This window comes from Pseudonocardia sp. ICBG1293, from assembly GCF_020131355.1.
GTDB lineage: Bacteria > Actinomycetota > Actinomycetes > Mycobacteriales > Pseudonocardiaceae > Pseudonocardia.
Genome location: NZ_JAHLEL010000005.1, coordinates 1 through 15,737 on the forward strand (window position 1 = coordinate 1; position 15,737 = coordinate 15,737).

The window sequence follows — 15,737 nt, forward strand, 5'->3', positions numbered from 1 at the left end:
CCAGGCGACCATCAGGACATCAGCAATCCCATGATCACTTGCAGGTCCGTGCCTCTACCTGCAACGACACCCCCACGACCTCATTTGCCGGGCGCTCTAACTTCCCACGATCTGGGAAGTCCACCGCGATCAGATCACAGAGGAGGCGGGCGTGACCACCGCAGAGAAGCCGCGCACGCTGGCCGAGAAGGTCTGGGACCGGCACCTCGTCCGCAAGGGCGAGGGCGACGAGCCCGACCTGCTCTACATCGACCTGCACCTGGTGCACGAGGTCACGAGCCCGCAGGCGTTCGACGGGCTCCGGCTCGCCGGCCGTCCGGTCCGCCGGACGGACCTCACCATCGCGACCGAGGACCACAACGTCCCGACCCTCGACGTGCTCTCCCCGATCGCCGACGAGGTCTCGCGTACCCAGGTGGAGACCCTACGCCGCAACTGTGCGGAGTTCGGTGTCCGGCTGTACCCGATGAACGACCCCGAGCAGGGGATCGTGCACGTGGTCGGCCCGCAGCTGGGGCTGACCCAGCCCGGCACCACGGTGGTCTGCGGTGACTCCCACACCTCCACCCACGGCGCGTTCGGCGCGATGGCGTTCGGCATCGGGACCTCCGAGGTCGAGCACGTGCTCGCCACCCAGACGCTGCCGCTCAAGCCGTTCCGCACCATGGCGATCGAGGTGACCAGCGCCGACGGCACACTGCGCCCGGGCGTCACCTCCAAGGACGTCATCCTCGCGGTGATCGCGAGGATCGGCACCGGTGGCGGTCAGGGCCACGTGCTGGAGTACCGGGGCAACGTCATCGAGAACCTCTCGATGGAGGCCCGGATGACGATCTGCAACATGTCCATCGAGGCCGGTGCCCGGGCGGGCATGATCGCCCCCGACGAGACGACCTTCGCCTACCTGGAGGGGCGCGACCACGCCCCCACCGGCGACGACTGGGACGCCGCGGTCTCCGACTGGCGGACCCTGCGCACCGACGACGGCGCCGAGTTCGACCGGGTCGTGCACATCGACGCCGACGCGCTCACCCCGTTCGTCACCTGGGGCACCAACCCCGGCCAGGGGCTGCCCCTGGGCGAGTCCGTGCCGGACCCGGCCGCCATCACCGACGACGGCGAGCGCGCCGCCGTGGAGAAGGCGCTGTCCTACATGGGCCTGACCGGCGGGACCCCGCTGCGTGAGGTGCCCGTGGACGCGGTGTTCGTCGGATCCTGTACCAACGGCCGGATCGAGGACCTCCGCTCGGTCGCCGAGATCCTGAACGGGCGCTCGGTCGCGAAGGGCGTGCGGATGCTCGTCGTCCCGGGGTCGATGCGGGTCCGGTTCCAGGCCGAGGAGGAGGGTCTGGACACGGTCTTCCTCGACGCCGGCGCGGAGTGGCGCTCGGCGGGCTGCTCGATGTGCCTGGGCATGAACCCCGACCAGCTCGCGCCCGGCGAGCGCTGCGCGTCCACCTCGAACCGCAACTTCGAGGGGCGCCAGGGCAAGGGTGGTCGCACCCACCTCGTCTCGCCGCTGGTCGCCGCCGCGACCGCCGTGCGCGGCACCCTGTCGAGCCCCGAAGACCTGGACTGAAGGAGTACCTGGGCTGATGGACAAGTTCGAGACCCACACCGGGATCGGCGTGCCGATGCGCCTGTCCAACGTGGACACCGATCAGATCATCCCGGCCGTCTACCTCAAGCGGGTCACCCGCACCGGCTTCGAGGACGGGCTGTTCTCGGCCTGGCGCCAGGACCCGTCGTTCGTGCTCAACACCGAGCCCTACGACCGCGGGTCGGTGCTCGTCGCCGGGCCGGACTTCGGGACCGGCTCCTCGCGCGAGCACGCCGTCTGGGCGCTGATGGACTACGGCTTCCGGCTTCCGCGTCGTCATCTCGTCGCGGTTCGCCGACATCTTCCGCGGCAACTCGGCGAAGGCCGGGCTGGTCGCCGCCGAGGTCGCCCAGCCCGACGTCGAGCTGATCTGGAAGAAGCTGGAGAACGAGCCGGGTACGCGGATCACCGTGGACCTCGGCGAGAAGACCGTGCAGGCCGGTGACCTCACCGTGCCGTTCCAGATCGACGACTACGCCCGGTGGCGGCTGCGTGAGGGTCTCGACGACATCGGGCTCACGTTGCGGCACGAGGAGGCGATCACCGCGTTCGAGGGAACCCGGCCCGCCCGGATGCCCCGCACGACGGTCTGACCCGACACGGGTGGTCACCGTCGTCCGACAGATGTCGCGGTGATCACTCGTTCGGACCTGTACTGATGGAGGGTATGCGACCCGGAACCCCCTGCCGGATCTGGTGCGCGGCAGGGACGCAGCCTTACCTTTCGTGACCATGAACAAGGCTCAGCTCGTCGATGCGCTGACCGCCCGGCTCGGAGACCGTCGCGCCGCCTCGGCGGCCGTCGACGCGATGGTCGAGGTCGTCGTGGACGCCGTCGGCCGCGGCGAGACCGTCACCCTGACCGGGTTCGGGGTGTTCGAGCCGCGGCGACGTGCTCCGCGCACCGCCCGCAACCCGCGCACCGGGGAGACGGTGCCGGTCGGCGAGACGGTGGTGCCGTCGTTCCGGCCCGGTGCGGCGTTCAAGGAGCGGGTCGCCGCCAGCGAGGCCGCCGCCGCCAACGCGACCAGTGCCCCCCGCCGCGCCGAGCGGGCCGCGACGGCCGACGGTCGCAGCACTGCGCCCCGCGAGACCGTCCCGCCGGAGACCGCTGCTCCGGCCGCGCCGGCGAAGAAGCCGGCTGCCTCGGCGAAGAAGCCGGCCCGACGAAAGGCTGCTGCGGAGAAGTAGCCGCTCGGCGCATCCGCTGCCCTGTGCTCACCGCCCAGCAAGGCCGACGAGCGCATCGATCAGTACATGAGCGCTGTTCCCCGGGTGCGGACAGCGTTGGTGTATTGATCGACGGTGTCCGCCGGTGGGCGCCCCGGGGCTCAGAAGCGGCCCGCCAGGTGTCGCGGCGTATGCCCGCGTCCCGCCCCGCGAGCACTCCACCCCCTCCGCGGGCCTCGTCCCACTCGCACCCGGTCCGCGCCCGGACTTCTCACGCGTCGATCAGTACATGAGCGCTGCCCGCACCCGTGTGGACAGCGCTCATGCACTGATCGACGGAGCCTGGACGAGCGGGACATCGGTGGGGCGGGCGGGACGGGGCGGGGAGGCGGTCGGCGTCGGGAGGACGTCGCGCGGGGAGTCGCCGGGATCGGTGGCGCGACGCCGGTGCGGGTCAGCGGGAGGCGAGGTGAGCCCGCTGGATGAGCAGGGCGTGGACCGTTCGGACGGTGCGACGGGCATTGCGGGTGAGGCCGTCGGCGGTGATCCGGAGGGTCTGCCATCCCAGCGCCGCGGTGCGGGTGTCGCGGACGCGGTCGAGCGGGTCGTCGTGCTGGGCGCCGTCGTACTCGATCGCGAGCAGGGCGTCGGGGTAGGCGAGGTCGAACCGCACCCAGGGGCGGCCCCGGCCGTCGTACAGCGGGAACTGGACCTGCGGGACCGGGAGCCCGGAGAGCACGAGCAACAGCCGTAGCCGGGTCTCGGGCGGGGACTCCGCCCGCGGGTCGGAGAGTGCGACCACCCGGTCCAGCCGGGCCGAGCCCCGCACGTGCGGGTACAGCGACCGCAGGACCAGCAGATCGGCGGGGTCGAAGCCGGGGCAGGGCGCCGTCATCCGGGACAGCTTCCGCTGCTCGGGTGCCGGCGTGCCCCGCACCCGGACGAACACCGGCCGGTCCCGTCCCCGGGCGGCGAGCGTGTCGAGGGCGACGACGGCGTCGACGATCTCGAGCCGCCGGCACAGCTCCCACGCCGTGGCACGGGGCGAGGTGACCCGGACGCCGTCGCAGAGACCGGGTTCGAGCGGTGTGCCCTGGTGGGCGAGCAGGTCCGGGCGGGGCCGGATGCGCCGTGGCGCGACGAGCTCGGCGGGCGCCGTCCAGGGCCCGCAGGACGCGCCGAGGATCTCGGCCGCCGACCAGGCCGACGCCGCGCCGAGGGGGCCGGCGTAGACCGATGCGGCCCGGGCCCGGAGCACCGGTGTCAGGGGGACCGCGGCGGACACGTACACGTCGGGGAACAGACGCACGAACCGTGGCCCGCGCAGCCGCGCGGGCGTGACGATCCCGCGCGCGACGGCCTCCGACCCCCGGAACGGCTCCTCCACCCGCGCACCCTGCACCCCCGCCGACGCCCGCCGGGCCGGAACCGGCGCGCCCGTTCGCGATCGCACACTCCGCCGCCGGGAGGGCACTCCGCAGGACCTCGTTCGATCAGTGCATCAGTGCTGCCGGCCCGGGGCCGAACAGCCCTCAGGTACTGATCGAGGAGCGGTCCGGGCACGGGCCGGGGCCACCCGGTGGCGGGTGCGCGTGCGGGTGCGAGGGGGAGCGGCGGGGAGCGCGGGGAGTAGCGGGGTGCGGGAGCGCGGGGAGTAGCGGGGTGCGGGGTGCGGGGTGCGGCGGGGAGTGGCGGGGTGCGGGGAGTGGCGGGGTGCGGGGAGTGAGGCGGGAGGTGCGGGACGGCGCGGCGGATCAGGCCGGCGGGCGGCGGTAGTAGTCGGCGGACAGCAGCCCGCCCGCGGCGTCGAACCCGAGCACCCAGGTGCTGGCCTTGTGCGAGGGCAGGTCCGGGTCGGCGGAGCGGCCGGTGGCGGCGAGCAGGTGCCCGACGACGTCCGGGATCACCCCGCCCTGGCTGCACAGCAGTGTCACGCCCGGCTGCGCCGCCAGCTCGCGGAAGCGCCGCAGACCCGTGGCGGGGGAGACCCAGTAGCCGTGCTCACCGAGCAGCGGCTCCACGTCCGGCTCGCCCGCGCCGTTCGTCCGCGCGTACGGCTCGATGGTCTGGCTGCACCGCAGCGGCGGTGCGGTCGCGAGCCGGTCCGGGCCGAACCGGGCGAGGAACTCCGCGAGGCGGTCGGCCTGGGTGAACCCGGTGCCGGACAGGGGGCGCAGGTCGTCGTCGCCCTCCCAGGCGGCCCGGCTGCCCGCCTTGGCGTGCCGCACGAGCACCACCGTCGACGACGGCGGCCCCACCCGGTCGAGCCGGTCCAGCAGGTCCGCGTCGGTGGGCCGGGTGAGCAGCGCCGCGGCCTCCTCCCGGGACAGCCACCGCAGGTCGTCGGTCTCGTCGGTCACGGTGAAGCCGTGGTCGCGGACCACCTCGGCGGCCCAGTAGTGCACGACCTTGTGCCCCCTGCCGGGCACCGAGTAGGCGGTGTGACCGAGCCGGGCGCCGAGGCGGCACTCCAGGTGTGCCTCCTCGGCGGTCTCGCGCAGTGCGGTCAGCGTCAACGCCTCGCCCGGGTCCTGGTGCCCCTTGGGCCAGGACCAGTCGTCGTAGCGGGGGCGGTGGACCAGCGCCACCTCGAGGGTGCCGTCGTCGGCGTGGCGCCACGGCACCGTGCCGGCCGCGACGACGTCGGCGATCCCCGCCGGGTCGACCTCGGCGCCGTCGGTCCGGAGCTGCTCGGAGAGCATCAGTCCTCGCTGCTGCCGCGGCGGGAGTTCATCATCTCGACCTGGTGGTCGCGCACCCGGACGTTCGCCGACCCCGGAGCCGGCGACGGCGACCACGTGCCGTCCGGCCCGAGCGTCCAGCAGCGCGTCGCCGGGTCCAGGCAGGACTCGAACATCGCGCCGAGCTGGTCGGCGAGCTTCGGGTCGGCCACCCGCAGCATCACCTCGACCCGGCGGTCCAGGTTGCGGTGCATCATGTCCGCCGAGCCGATCCAGTACTCGTCGGCCGAGCCGAAGTGCAGCACGCGGGAGTGCTCCAGGAACGGCCCCAGGATCGACCGGACCGTGATGTTCTCGCTCAGCCCCGGTCGTCCGGGGACGATCGCGCAGATGCCGCGCACCACGATGTCGACCGGCACCCCGGCCTGCGACGCCCGGTAGCAGGCGTCGATGATCGCCTCGTCGACCAGCGAGTTCGCCTTGATCTGCACCCGGGCGCCGGACTCCCCGGACAGGTGGGCCTCGATCTCGTCGTCGATCCGCCGGACGATGCCGCGGCGGATCCCGTAGGGCGCCACCAGGAGGCTGCGGTAGGAGGTCTGGCGCGAGTAGCCGGTGAGCGAGTTGAACAGGTCGGTGAGGTCCGCGCCGATGGTCGGGTCGGCGGTGAGCACGCCGACGTCCTCGTAGAGCCGCGCGGTCTTCGGGTTGTAGTTGCCGGTGCCGATGTGGCAGTAGCGGCGGATCTCCGAGCCCTCCTGGCGCACGACCAGGCAGGTCTTGCAGTGCGTCTTGAGCCCCACCAGGCCGTAGACGACGTGCACGCCCGCCTTCTCCAGCTCGCGCGCCCACCGGATGTTGGCCTGCTCGTCGAACCGGGCCTTGATCTCGACCAGCGCGACGACCTGCTTGCCCGCCTCGGCGGCGTCGATCAGGGCGTTGACGATCGGGGAGTCACCGGAGGTGCGGTAGAGCGTCTGCTTGATCGCGAGCACGTTCGGGTCGGCGGCGGCCTGCTCGATGAAGCGCTGCACGCTGGTGGAGAACGAGTCGTAGGGGTGGTGCACCAGCACGTCGCCCTCGCGCAGGGTGGCGAACACGCTGCGCGGGGTCTCCCGCTCGGCGAACGCCGGGTGCGTCGCCGGGCGGAACGGCTCGTCCTTCAGGTCGGGGCGGTTGACCCCGTGCAGCTGCCAGAGCCCGGTCAGGTCGAGCAGGCCGGGCACGGTGACGACGTCGTTCGGGTCGACGTCGAGCTCGCGCAGCAGCAGCTCCAGCACGTGCTCGGACATCGTGTCGAGCACCTCGAGGCGGACCGGAGGGCCGAACCGGCGCCGGGCCAGCTCGCGCTCCAGTGCCTGCAGCAGGTCCTCGTCGCGGTCCTCCTCGACCTCGAGGTCGGCGTTGCGGGTGACGCGGAACGGGTGGACCTCGGTGACCTCCATCCCGGTGAACAGGTCACCGAGGTGCGCGGAGATCAGGTCCTCGATCGGCAGGAACGTGCACCGCCGGTTCCCGGCGCGGGTGTCGGTGTCCGGCGGGTCGACCGACACCAGCCGGGGCACGTTGTTGGGCACCTTCACCCGGGCGAACCGCTCCGTGCGGCCCTCCGGGTCGCGGACGGTGACCGCGAGGTTGAGCGAGAGCCCGGAGATGTAGGGGAACGGGTGTGCCGGGTCCACCGCGAGCGGGGTGAGCACCGGGAACACCGTCTCGGTGAAGTAGTCCGACAGCCGCAGCCGCTCGGCGTCGGTGAGGTCCTCCCAGCTGCGGAGGTGGACGCCGGCCGCGTCGAGCTCGGGCCGCAGCTCGTCCATGAACACCTCGGCGTGCGCCCGCGACAGGTCGCGGCTCCGCTCGGTGATCCGGGCCAGCTGCTGGCGCGGGGTGAGGCCGTCGGCGCTGCGCACCGACAGGCCGGTCTCGTCGCGGCGCTTCAGGCCTGCGACCCGGACCATGTAGAACTCGTCCAGGTTCGAGGCGAAGATCGCGAGGAACTTGGCGCGCTCCAGAAGCGGCTGGCTGGCGTCCTCGGCCAGCGCCAGCACGCGGGCGTTGAAGTCGAGCCAGGACAGCTCGCGGTTGAGGTAGCGGTCCTCGGGCAGGCGCTCGGCCATCGTCGACGCCGGGGTGGTCGCCCCCGCGGGCGGCGCGATCGGCGCGGCCCCCTGCACCTGGGAGGGTGCCGCGGCCGGCGGGGCGGGCGGCGTCGCTCCCGGCGGCACGTGCTGCTGGGCGGGGATCTCGGCCGCCGGGGCCTGCTCGGTGACGCTGCGGCTCGCGGTGTGCAACCGACGCGACGCCGGACGCGGGGCCCGGCGCGCCGTGGACCGGGAACGGCCCCCGGGGTGCGCGGAGGCGCCGTTCCGTCCGTCCGGGGTCGCCGAGTCGTCACTCACGTCACGATTGTTTCGCACCGTTCCGCAACCGTCCATGCGGACACGGGCCCGTACGACGATCTCACGTACGTGGTGTGCCACACCGTCGGGCGACGGCGTCCCCGGGCGGGGGACAGCCGGGCGGGTGAGGTTCGGCGGGCGGGCCGTGCCGCGCGTCGACGACGGCGCGGGTCCACGTGCCCACCCCGAGCGCGACGGCGTCGTCGAGGTCGGCGGCGGTGTCCACGTCGCGGCGCAGCCCGGGCCGTTCGCCGGGCAGCGCCCGGGCGCCGGACGCGGCGTGCCGGGCGGCCGACCCGCGGCCGAAGTGCGGGTCGAGATCCGCTCCCGGCGCGACGAGCAGCAGCGTGGTGCCCTCGCCGGGGGCGTCGGGCTGGAACGCGCGGGTCGCGCCACCGGCGAACAGGACGGCGGCCGCGGCGACGGCGTCGTCCAGCTCGGCCGGGCGCAGCGCGGGCAGGTCGGCCTGCAGGGCGCCCAGCGCGGCGTGCGGGTCGCGCGAGCGCAGCAGCGCGGCCCCGTGCCGCAGCGCGCCGTTCAGCCTGCGGCCGGGGTCGGTGACGACCTCGGCGCCGAGCGCACCGACCTCCATCGCCACCGCCGGGTCCGAGGAGATCACCAGCACGTGCCGGACCGCGGTCGCGGCGACTGCCGCGGCCACCGTGTCCCGGGCCAGCGCCAGCGCGAGCCGCTGGTGCGCGTCGAGATCGCCCACCCCGCCGTCCGCGGCGCCGCGCAGCCGGGTCTTGGCGCGGGGCAGCGGTTTCACCGGCACGACCAGGTCCACCCGCAGGGTCACCTCCCCAGTCTGGCACCCCGCGTGACACCGTGGGGCCCCTGTGGGGACACTCCACGCACGAGATCCGGATCATCCCGATCCGCGACGACCCCACGACCCGTCCCCGGGGCGGGCAGGAGGAGGCCGCCGGTGGCACGCGAGAAGGGCGGATTCTGGGTCGGGTTCGCCGTCCCGTTCTTCTACTCGATCGGCTGGCTCACCGGCCGGCCGCGCTACCAGGGCCGCGAGCACCTCCCGGCCCGCGGCGGCGCGCTGCTGGTCGGCAACCACATCTCCCACCTGGACCCGATCCACACCGGGACCTACGTGCACAGCGCGGGGCGGGGGCCCCGGTTCCTGGCCAAGAGCAGCCTGTGGCAGGTGCCGGTGCTCGGGCAGGTGCTGCGCGGCTCGGGGCAGATCCCGGTCTACCGCGACTCCGCCGACGCCCAGCAGAGCCTGGCCGCCGGGACGCAGGCCCTGGCCGACGGCAAGATCGTCATCATCTACCCGGAGGGCACCATCACCCGCGACCCCGACGGGTGGCCGATGCGCTCGCGCACCGGCGTCGCGCGGATGGCGCTGGCCTCGGACGTGCCGGTCATCCCGATGGTCCACTGGGGGACCCGCGAGGTCCTCGACGGCTACGAGAAGAAGTTCCGCCCGCTGCCGCGCACCGACGTCGTGCTGCGCGCGGGCGACCCGGTCGACCTGAGCGCCTACCGTGGGCGCCCGCTGGACGCCCACGTCCTGCGCGAGGTCACCGACCTGATCATGGGACGGGTCCGCGAGCTGCTCGCCGAGGTCCGCGACGAGGATCCGCCGGAGGAGTTCTACCGACGCCGTCCGGAGAGCGAGGCGGGCCGATGAGCGTCCGTCGGGCCCCGGCGATCGGGGAGCGTCCGGTCAACGAGCCGGTGCACTCGATCCAGCGCGTGGCCGTCCTCGGTGCGGGCAGCTGGGGCACCGCGTTCGCCAAGGTCCTCGGCGACGCCGGCCGCGAGGTGCGGCTCTGGGCCCGCCGGTCCGAGGTGGCCGAGGCGATCAACGCCGACCGGCACAACCCCGACTACCTGTCCGACGTGGCGCTGCCCGACACGCTCCGGGCCACCCACGACGCCGCCGAGGCCCTCGACGGAGCCGACGCGGTGGTGCTCGCGGTGCCGTCGCAGTCGTTGCGCGCCAACCTGGAGCGCTGGCGCGACCTGGTCCCGGCCGGGGTCACCCTGACCAGCCTGGCCAAGGGCGTCGAGCTCGGGACGCTGCGGCGGATGACCGAGGTGATCGACGACGTCACCGGCGTCGGGCCGGACCGGCTCGCCGTGGTGTCCGGGCCGAACCTGGCCGCGGAGATCGCACACGAGCAGCCGACCGCGACCGTCATCGCCTGCGCCGACCACGACCGCGCGGTGGCCCTGCAGACCGCCTGCGCGACCGGCTACTTCCGCGCCTACACCAACACCGACGTCGTCGGGGCGGAGCTGGGCGGGGCGGGCAAGAACGTCATCGCGCTGGCCGTCGGGGTCGCGTCCGGGATGGGGCTCGGCGACAACTCGCGGGCGTCGCTGATCACCCGTGGGCTGGCCGAGATGTCCCGGCTCGGGATGGCGCTGGGCGCCTCGCCGATGACCTTCGCCGGCCTGGCCGGCATGGGCGACCTGGTGGCGACGTGCAGCTCCCCGTTGTCACGCAACCGCACCTTCGGCGAGCAGCTGGGCCGCGGCGCGAGCCTGGCGGAGGCGGAGAAGGCCAACCACGGCCAGGTCGCCGAGGGTGTGAAGTCCTGCCTGTCGATCTGCGAGCTCGGGGAGCGCGCCGGGGTCGAGCTGCCGATCGCCGACGCGGTGCGCCGCGTCTGCCACGAGGGGATGACCGCCCACCAGATGGCCAAGGAACTGATCTCCCGGGCCCCGAAGCCGGAGTGAACCGCATGCTCGGAGACAGCACCCGCTGCGTACGCGGCGGACAGCACGACGCGAACGCCGTCGGCAGCCCGGTCCACCGTGGACCGGTACTGACCAGCACCTACCACCTCGGCCGTCCCGAACAGGCCGAGGCGAGCGCGGACTTCTACGCCCGTGCCGACAACCCGACGTGGCGGGAGTTCGAGGCCGCGGTCGGCGAGCTCGACGGCGGGCCGTGCACGGTGTTCCCGTCCGGGATGGCCGCGGTCGCCGCGGTCCTGCGCGCCTTCACCGGGGCCGGGCGCGGCGTGCTGCTGCCCAGCGACGGCTACTACGTCGCGCGGCTGCTCGCCGAGGAGGAGCTCGCCCCGCTGGGGGTGCCGGTCGCCTACTGCGCGACCGCGGGCGACTGGGCCTCGGCGATCGCCCGGCACCGGCCCGCGCTGGTGATGCTGGAGACGCCGTCCAACCCGGGGTTGGAGGTCTGCGACGTCGCCGCGGTCGCCGCCGCCGCACACGCGGCCGGAGCGGTCGTCGCGGTCGACAACACCACCTGCACCCCGCTGGGGCAGCAGCCGCTCGCGCTCGGGGCGGACCTCGTCGTCGCCAGTGACACCAAGGCGCTGTCCGGGCACGGGGACCTGGTGCTCGGGCACGTGTCCGCGGCCGACCCGGTGCACCACGAGCGGGTCCGCGCCTTCCGCACCCGCGTCGGGGCGATCGCCGGGCCGATGGAGACCTGGCTGGCGCTGCGCGGGCTCGGCACCCTGGACCTGCGGCTGACCCGGCAGGCCGAGAACGCCCGCGCGCTGGCCGTCGCGCTGCGCGAGACCCCGGGTGTGCACGACGTGCGCTGGCCCGGGCTGGCCGACGACCCGGCGCACCCGCTCGCGAGCGTCCAGATGCGCCGCTGGAACGGGATCCTGCGGTTCACCCTGGCCGACACCCACGCGGTCTCGGAGTTCCTCGCCCGGACCACGCTCGTCGACTCGGCGACCAGCTTCGGCGGGCTGCGCACGGCCGCCGACCGGCGGGCGCGATGGGGGGACGCGGTGCCGGACGGCCTGGTACGGCTGTCCTGCGGGGTCGAGGACACCGGCGACCTGGTCGCCGACGTGACGGGGGCGCTGGGGGCCTGATCCCGCCCGGCGGAACCGGCGGGACACCCGGCGTCGGTTCCGTTATCACACTCGCGTAACCCGGCTTCCGTATGGTCGACTACATCCGGACCTCGAGCGTTCGCGGAGGTGGTCGCGTGCCGTACCGACAACCCGTCCCCCATGGTGCCGAGATGATCGTCCCTGGCGACCTGAGAGCGGTCGACCCGCTCCCCGACGATCCCGTCCCGGCACCGGGGGCCGAGCCGCCGGCCACGGCTCACGTCCCGGTGGGGTCGCGGGTCCTGCTCCTCAACGCCAGCTTCGAACCGCTGGCCGTGGTCACGTCCAAACGCGCCATCTGCCTGCTGCTCTCCGGCAAGGCGGAATGTCTCCAGGAGGCTCTGGAGGGCGCCGAGTTCCGCTCGGAGAACCTCGCGCTCCCCGCACCCTCGGTCCTCCGCCTGTCGCGCTACGTCCGGGTGCCCTACCGCCGCTCGGTCCCGATGACCCGCGCCGGGGTGCTGCGACGGGACGGCCGCCGCTGCGCCTACTGCGGCAGGCGAGCCGACACGATCGACCACGTGGTCCCGCGCAGCCGCGGCGGGGCGCACAGCTGGGAGAACTGCGTCGCGGCCTGCAAGGCCTGCAACTCGCGCAAGGCCGACCGGTTGATCGAGGAGATCGGCTGGGCCCTGGGGACCACACCGGCCCCGCCGGCGCGCACGGGCGCCGGGGTGCTGGTGCTGGCGGTGGAGCCGCTACCGGCCTGGGAGCCCTGGCTGGCCTCGGCCGCCTAGGGACCGCGCACGACCGGGCGGCGGGGGACGACCGCTCCCGGTCGTGCCGGTGGTGGACGCGTCGCCACCGGCCGGCCGGCCGGCGGCGGTCGTCGCGCGGGACCGGCCGGTCGCGCGTGCGACGACCCGTCCGCGCGCCGGTGCCCGCGGGTCAGCGGCGGCGCCGGAGCCCCGAGGTGAGACGGGCGACCCGCCCGGCGGCGCGTCCGGCGGCGGTGCCGGTGCGCGCGTGGAACGCGCGGCAGGACGTGCCGCAGGCCCCGCAGTCGGTGCCGGCGCGGTAGTGCTCGTGGGCGTCGCGCTCGTGGCCGCAGCGGCACAGGTCGACCGCGGCCGGGGTGGCCGGGGCCGGCGGCGGCAGCGCGTCCTCGGCGGCGGTGCGGGGCGCCGGGATCGCCGCGGCGCCGGTGTCCGGGACGACGGCCGGGGTGTCGGGCAGGACGCTCATCGACGGTCTCCTGTTCGGTCCGCGACGGCCGTGTGGCCGCTCTGCCCCTGGATTCGCCTGGGCCGTGCGGCCCATTAGCGAGACGGCCGTCGGTTCCCCAGATGTGATGACACCGGGCGTACGGCCGGTGGCGCCGGGTGCCGGCCGGTGGCGCGACCCGCCCCGGTCGACCGCGGACGGGTGACGGCCCCGTGGGTGACCCCGACCGCGGCCGACGACGCACCGGGTGGGTGGCGTCGAGCTGCGGACCTCGACCCGGCCGACGCGCTCAGCGGTCCGCCCGCCCGGCACCCGCCGCCCGTCGTGCGCCGTCCCGGGCCCGGTCGAGGACGGTGCGGACGGCGGTCGGCGCCGCGGCGCCGCGCCACCGCCGGAGCGCCGTACCGAGCGCTCCGTGCAGCGTCCCCCCCCCCCCCCGGCGATCCGGCGCCGGAGCGCGGCGCGGGCCCGGGCGGCGGCCACGAGGACCACGACCGGCGCGGAGGAACGCGCGACGAGCAGCACCCGCTCCTGCCGGATCGGGACGGCACGCCAGCGGCGCTTGTACGGCTCGTCCCCGCGCAGCAGGTCCAGCGACGCGAGGCCGTGTTCGGCCACCACGGCGATGCCGCGCCGGATGGTGAGTGCGGCGACGTCGACGTCGGTGCGCAGGGCCGGGTCGGCCCCGACGAGGTAGGTGTGCACCGAGCGCCCGCCGAGCAGGAGCAGCTCGGCGGCGACCGGACGTCCGTCGCGGTGGTAGAGGTCGATCTGGGCGGCGCCGTCGCGCGCGAGCGCGGGCACGGCGTCGGTGAGCAGGCCGCGGAACCGCTCCGCGTGGTGCTCCGGGTTGACCGCGCGGCGCGCCCACTGCCGGTGGTGCAGGTCCAGGAGGGTGTCCACCGCCCCGGGCAGGGCGTCGGCCGGTGCGGCGCCGCAGGTGATGCCGGACCGCTCGGCGGTGCGCAGCCGCCGTCGCAGGTACTTCGGGGCGGGCCCCGCGGCGAGCATGTCCTCGACCGTGCGGTGCGGGATCTCCGGGCACACCGACGCCGGGGTGCGGACGGTCCGCCGCGGCCACGCCGCCGCGAGATCGGCCGCCACGCTGCCCGGCCGGATCTCCGGCAGGTCCGTCACGTGCCAGTCGCGGACGGCGAGCAACGCGTCGGCGAGGTGGGTCACGGCCGGCCCGCGGTGGGCGTCGTCGGCGAGGAACTCGGTGACGTCGGACAGGCCGCGACCGACCGGCGACAGCCGCACGACACCGGCCCGGCGCTCGGTGAAGACCGCGGCGCCCGCGACCAGGACCCCACCGCGGCGCACCGCGACGAAGCAGGGCTCGCCGGCCGGGCCGTAGTGCTGCCACCAGGCCCGCAGCCAGGCGCTGCGCTGGAACGGGGTGGCGCTGGCGCAGCGGTCGACCAGGTCGTCCCACTCCGCGGCGACGGCGTCGAGCGCGTCGAGGCCGGTCAGGTGCTCGATGGTCCACCGGGCCGCGGCGGTGGGGACGCACCCGTCCGGCGGGGCGTGGGTGGGGAGGTCGCCCCCGGCGAGGGTGTCGGTCACGGTCGTCCGTCCGTCGGCGCTGGCTGACGTCGGTGACCTCGCCGTGTGGGCGGAAGGTGTTACTTCGTCCGTTTCGGTCGGTCCGGCGGCCCGTGGCGGCCGCCGGACCGGGCGCTCACGCCCAGATCTTCCAGGGGGCCTCGTCGCGCGCCCAGAGCGAGTTCAGGTACTCGAAGTCCTTGAACGTGTCCATGGCCGACCAGAAGTCCTCGTGCCGGTGCACGTTCAGCTGTCCGTCGCGGGCCAGGCGCTGCAGCGGCTCGTGCTCGAGCCACACGCCGTCGTCGCCGGGGGTGCCGAGGTAGGAGTCGAGGAACTCGCGGCGGAAGGCGAAGAAGCCGCCGGAGACGAACCCGCTGACCTGGGTGGGCTTCTCGTTGAACTCGACGACGCGGTCGCCCTCGACGTGCATCTCGCCGAACTTGGACGTGGGGTGGACGCCGGTGACGGTGCCGATCTTGCCGGACTGCTCGTGCTCCTTGGCCAGTGCGGTGATGTCGACCGTGCCGACGCCGTCGCCGTAGGTCAGGAAGAAGTGCTCGGTGTCGACGTAGGGCGCGATCTTGCGCACGCGCGAGCCGGTGGCGGCCTCGAGCCCGGTCTCGGCGAAGGTGATCTCCCAGTCCTCGTCGACGCCGCTGTGGAAGTCGATGCGGTGCCGGTCGGACATGGACAGGGTGAAGTCCGCGGAGCGGGCGCGGTAGTCGAGGAAGTACTCCTTGATGGCCCAGCTCTTGTACCCCAGGCACAGGATGAAGCGCCGGAAGCCGTGCTCCCGGTAGGTCTTCATGATGTGCCAGACGATCGGCGGTCGCCGATCTCGACCATCGCCTTCGGCAGGCTCTCGGAGGCCTCGCGGATGCGGGTGCCCTTGCCTCCGCAGAGGATGACGACGGGGGTCTGGGGATCCATACGGTTCTTCCGTTCCTTCGTGGGGAGCGTGGTGGGGCGGCGTCGCCGGCAGTGGTGGAACCGCACACCACTACCGCACTGTTATCGGTCCGCCGGTGTCTGCCTCCTCACAGCGGGCCGGGCCCGGCACTCTCGGTGACCCCGCATCGACGGCGAGTGAGTTCACCGGCTGTCCACCTGGGGATCCGCGCAACGACCGGGCGCACCACGATCATTTCCGATTCGGAAACAAGTGCTCGCGCAGATCCGGCGGGACGTCAGTGGCCCACTCGGACCGGGTCGAAGACCCGCATGCGGCCGCCGGGACGTCCGGCACAGGTCAGCGGCCGGTCCACGCCGACGAACCGTTCCTTCACCTCGACGACGCAGTCCGGCCCGGTGAACCGGACCCGCCACGCGGTGC

Annotated in this window: 12 protein-coding genes and 1 pseudogene; 7 read left to right on the plus strand and 6 right to left on the minus strand. The window is 74.3% G+C overall.

Annotation, left to right across the window (positions count from 1 at the left end; all coding sequences use genetic code 11):
- Positions 1 to 151 precede the first annotated feature (151 nt).
- From leuC to KPF47_RS00445, 3 genes and pseudogenes are all read left to right on the plus strand, one after another.
- Entirely contained in the window at positions 152 to 1,579 is a 1,428-nt protein-coding gene (leuC, locus tag KPF47_RS00435) for a 3-isopropylmalate dehydratase large subunit (RefSeq protein WP_224386220.1), read from the plus strand.
- A 16-nt stretch (positions 1,580 to 1,595) separates the two neighbouring features.
- Positions 1,596 to 2,193 (plus strand): annotated as a pseudogene (leuD, locus tag KPF47_RS00440) (3-isopropylmalate dehydratase small subunit).
- Positions 2,194 to 2,332: 139 nt separating this feature from the next.
- Positions 2,333 to 2,791 (plus strand): HU family DNA-binding protein, encoded by a 459-nt coding sequence (locus KPF47_RS00445; protein ID WP_224386221.1) that lies wholly within the window; start codon positions 2,333 to 2,335, stop codon positions 2,789 to 2,791.
- A 433-nt stretch (positions 2,792 to 3,224) separates the two neighbouring features.
- Here the strand turns inward: KPF47_RS00445 and KPF47_RS00450 are convergent, their stop codons facing one another.
- From KPF47_RS00450 to cofC, 4 genes are all read right to left on the minus strand, one after another.
- Positions 3,225 to 4,157 (minus strand): endonuclease domain-containing protein, encoded by a 933-nt coding sequence (locus KPF47_RS00450; RefSeq protein WP_224386222.1) that lies wholly within the window; start codon positions 4,155 to 4,157, stop codon positions 3,225 to 3,227.
- Positions 4,158 to 4,524: 367 nt separating this feature from the next.
- Positions 4,525 to 5,472 carry an NUDIX hydrolase gene (locus tag KPF47_RS00455; protein ID WP_224386223.1) on the minus strand — a complete coding sequence of 316 codons (948 nt, stop codon included), beginning with the start codon at positions 5,470 to 5,472 and terminating at the stop codon, positions 4,525 to 4,527.
- On the minus strand, positions 5,472 to 7,886 hold the full coding sequence (locus KPF47_RS00460; RefSeq protein WP_224386224.1) for an RNA degradosome polyphosphate kinase: 2,415 nt from the start codon (positions 7,884 to 7,886) through the stop codon (positions 5,472 to 5,474). Before KPF47_RS00460 ends, KPF47_RS00455 begins: the two co-directional genes overlap by 1 nt.
- 25 nt (positions 7,887 to 7,911) lie before the next feature.
- A complete protein-coding gene (gene cofC, locus KPF47_RS00465; protein ID WP_224386230.1) occupies positions 7,912 to 8,643 on the minus strand; it encodes a 2-phospho-L-lactate guanylyltransferase in 732 nt (243 codons plus the stop codon).
- A gap of 135 nt (positions 8,644 to 8,778) precedes the next feature.
- On the opposite strand from cofC, the gene KPF47_RS00470 reads away from it, so the two are divergent.
- The 4 genes from KPF47_RS00470 (at position 8,779) to KPF47_RS00485 (ending at position 12,429) form a co-directional block, all read left to right on the plus strand.
- Positions 8,779 to 9,498: a 1-acyl-sn-glycerol-3-phosphate acyltransferase gene (locus tag KPF47_RS00470; protein WP_224386225.1), complete on the plus strand. Its 720-nt coding sequence runs from the start codon at positions 8,779 to 8,781 to the stop codon at positions 9,496 to 9,498.
- Entirely contained in the window at positions 9,495 to 10,553 is a 1,059-nt protein-coding gene (locus tag KPF47_RS00475; RefSeq protein ID WP_224386226.1) for an NAD(P)H-dependent glycerol-3-phosphate dehydrogenase, read from the plus strand. Before KPF47_RS00470 ends, KPF47_RS00475 begins: the two co-directional genes overlap by 4 nt.
- Before the next feature lie 5 nt (positions 10,554 to 10,558).
- Entirely contained in the window at positions 10,559 to 11,671 is a 1,113-nt protein-coding gene (locus KPF47_RS00480) for a cystathionine gamma-lyase (protein ID WP_224386227.1), read from the plus strand.
- 152 nt (positions 11,672 to 11,823) lie between these two features.
- Positions 11,824 to 12,429, plus strand: coding sequence for an HNH endonuclease (locus KPF47_RS00485; protein WP_224386228.1), 606 nt, complete (start codon positions 11,824 to 11,826; stop codon positions 12,427 to 12,429).
- Positions 12,430 to 12,580: 151 nt separating this feature from the next.
- Here the strand turns inward: KPF47_RS00485 and KPF47_RS00490 are convergent, their stop codons facing one another.
- Together KPF47_RS00490 and KPF47_RS00495 are read right to left on the minus strand one after the other, a co-directional pair.
- Positions 12,581 to 14,422: a GNAT family N-acetyltransferase gene (locus KPF47_RS00490; protein ID WP_224386229.1), complete on the minus strand. Its 1,842-nt coding sequence runs from the start codon at positions 14,420 to 14,422 to the stop codon at positions 12,581 to 12,583.
- A gap of 115 nt (positions 14,423 to 14,537) precedes the next feature.
- Positions 14,538 to 15,212, minus strand: a complete 675-nt coding sequence (locus KPF47_RS00495) for a sugar phosphate nucleotidyltransferase (protein WP_255658849.1) — start codon at positions 15,210 to 15,212, stop codon at positions 14,538 to 14,540.
- Positions 15,213 to 15,737 lie beyond the last annotated feature (525 nt).